Annotated in this window: 1 protein-coding gene; it reads left to right on the top strand. The window is 40.4% G+C overall.

The features are described from left to right. The first annotated feature begins 17 nt into the window (after positions 1-17). Positions 18-1,067 (top strand): hypothetical protein, encoded by a 1,050-nt coding sequence (locus GEI7105_RS37250; protein ID WP_144053790.1) that lies wholly within the window; start codon positions 18-20, stop codon positions 1,065-1,067. Positions 1,068-1,701: the final 634 nt, after the last annotated feature.

Raw genomic sequence — 1,701 nt, 5'->3', positions numbered from 1 at the left:
ACTGTTGATTGACGATCGTGAACAATATTTTCAGCGTTGCTCTCACTCTTCCCATGCTGCTCTCCGATGTTATATTTATGACCTTCTCCCTAGAGCAAATTCTAGAATTGCGCGAGGCTTCTCAAGCAGAAGTTATTGAATATTTATCCCCTTCTCCAGACCAGATAAAGGTTGATTCTATGTTTCGATGTGCAAATCGTTACACGAGCATAGAACATCCAGATGCCTATCCCGGTCGTTTCTATTTTCGGGATGGAGAATTTATTTTATTTACTATACATTCTGACTATTCTTATGTTTTCACAGATCGCATAGAAGGGAACGATCCCTTAAGTCATTTAAATTCACAAGAGTTACACCAACGTTTCGGGCCAGAAGTGATTCGCTTGAGACCGAGAATTTCTGGTTTGTCATCTACACATATTGTCTATCCAAACGCAGGAGTCGCATTATCCATAGGTCGTAATAAAATTTTAGACATCAGTATATTTCCTCCCGAGGCTTTAGACGAATATTTACTAATCTACGACGAACCCCTTCCTCCTGAATATTATCGACCCAATCCCTTACCGAATACTTTTTCTTTAGATTGGCTCGATAGAACTCTAAAAATGCGTTATGTATCTTTCTCCAATCTGGTCGAGTACTTATCTCCTTCCCCAGAACAAATCCAAACTCAACCTGTGGGGAAATGCTCGTATTATTATACGATTATTCAAAATCCAGATCGACATCCAGGACGTTTTTACTTTCGTAAAAATAATTTTACACTTTTTCGTGTTAGCTTGAAAGACACACCCGAACTAAGTCTATTAAATCCCAAGGATTTGCGACAGCGTTTTGGATTTTATGAATTGAGGTTTCGAGCGAGAGGCTCAACAGATTTCGTACATTTTGTCTATCCTGATGCTGGCGTCGCCTTTACGACAGATGGAACGACAGTTTATACGATCGATCTATTTCCTGCGATCTCATCCCAGCGTTTCAATCTTTATGATTTTACGACCTTCTTGGAGTACGTTACGATGTATGACGAACCTCTTCCCTCGATCGAGCGCTCTTTTTAGTCATCGATACGGAGATTAAAACGATCGTGGAACGTAAACGCTGGCCCTTTCCTGTAAGTGATGAAGCAAGGGTGCATCTCAAAAATGTAAAGGGTGCATCTCAAAAATGTAAATTCATCGAATTGGGTGCACTCAATTTCCAGATCCCCGGCATCTCCAAGATGCCGGGGATCTTATACCGGAAGTGCTAATCGGGAATTTTGCCACCCCAAACTGATGTTTTTGCACTCATTGAGATGCACCCAATGTAAATCTATACGAGAGAATAAGGATTTCAGCTTCCAATTCTCATGTTTTTGCAAAATTGAGATGCACCCCTATCGCGCGGCAGGGTAAGCTCATCAAGTCAATAAGGTGTTAAAAAAACGCCTCTTATTGCAAAAAATCTCAATAGCTTACGGGTACCTCGATTAATTCAAGCTTACTGAGAAAAAGGCTCTGCTGTCGAGAATAGAGAACGAGATTTTAAGGGTTTCAGCCGTTGAGTTTTGAGCTAGAATCAATTTTTCGAGGTTCCCTTACTTCTTATTGAGACTGAAAATTCCATATATAGCGTAGTCAGTTAATCTAAAACTCTATATATGGAATTGTCCGAATTAGATGAGCTTACCCTGTCGCTCCACCCGAATTTGAA

Origin of the sequence: Baaleninema simplex PCC 7105, from assembly GCF_000332355.1 — a bacterium.
In the GTDB taxonomy this organism is placed as follows: Bacteria; Cyanobacteriota; Cyanobacteriia; order Cyanobacteriales; family Geitlerinemataceae; genus Baaleninema; species Baaleninema simplex.
This window is presented reverse-complemented; position numbering and strand designations above follow the sequence as displayed.